This is a genomic window from Xanthomonas sp. LMG 12460, assembly GCF_009192895.1.
In the GTDB taxonomy this organism is placed as follows: domain Bacteria; phylum Pseudomonadota; class Gammaproteobacteria; order Xanthomonadales; family Xanthomonadaceae; genus Xanthomonas_A; species Xanthomonas_A sontii.
In genome coordinates, this window is record NZ_NKUH01000146.1 from 1 (window position 1) to 1067 (window position 1067).

The window sequence follows — 1067 nt, forward strand, 5'->3', positions numbered from 1 at the left end:
ACCTTCAGCCCGATCACCACCTTTGCCCGCGCCAAGCCGATGCAGCGTACGAACTTGCCGCCTTGTTGGGCCAAGCGCGCAAACGGGTGCTCGCCGAACACCCGATCCTTGGCAATTCGGCGGTTCCGGCGCTTTGCTGCCTCGCTCAAGGGCTTGCGCGCATGCCCTTGATGCTGGATCGCGGGGCGGTAACCACGCCTTTTCAGGTCTGCTTCCCGCGCTGCATCGGCATACCCGCTATCGGCCCATACCGTGCGGCCGGTGTTGTCCGGGTCCAGCACCTGCTCGAAGTGACGGCTGTCGTGCACGTTGGCCGCGCTCACGTCGTAGCGGCGGATGAAGCCCCAGCGACGGTCCGTGCTGGCGTGCAGCTTGTAGCCGTAGAACGCCACCCCATGCTTCCTGGTCCAACGTGCCTGCATATCCTTCTGCGCACGCTTGGCATCGCTCCAGTCCTGGCCGACGTCATCGCCCTGCTTGATCTGCGCGTTCTCTTCGCGCGTGTTGCGCTGGATCGGAGCGCTGACGATGCTGGCGTCGATGATCTGACCGCCGCGGGCAATGAACCCGGCACGTTGCAATTGCTCACCGATCGCCGCGCTGATGTCGCCCATCAGATCCTTGGTCTTGAGCCGTTCGCGCCACACCCAGATCGTCTTGGCGTCGGGCACCTTGCCGCTGTGTTCCAGTCCGAGGAATTGCTGGAAGCTGCGCCGATCCAGCACCTGGTACTCCAGCGCATCGTCGGAGAGGTTGTACAACTGCTGCAACAGCAGCAGCTTGATCATCACCTGCGTCGGCCAAGCCGGACGGCCACCGCGCTTGCCAGTACCCAAGGACAGCTTCGCGTCTACGGCGTGAGCAATCCCGGCAAAGTCGATATGCCGTGACAGCAGAGCCAGAGGATCGCCGATCTGCTGCCGCTTGGCTTCGCGTTCGTGGCCGGCAAACAGGCTGATCATCGTGGCGTCCTCGGCGTGTTCTCCAGACCAATGATGCATGAGGAGGGCTTGTTAGAGGGTCACTTGCCTCACATGACAACGCAACACAGACCGATCGTCATCCGA

The 1067-nt window shown here is 62.8% G+C and carries 1 protein-coding gene; it reads right to left on the reverse strand.

The features are described from left to right. On the reverse strand, window positions 1–962 hold a 962-nt coding region (locus CEK66_RS19995), incomplete at its 3' end, for an IS5 family transposase (RefSeq protein WP_152238050.1). Window positions 963–1067: the final 105 nt, after the last annotated feature.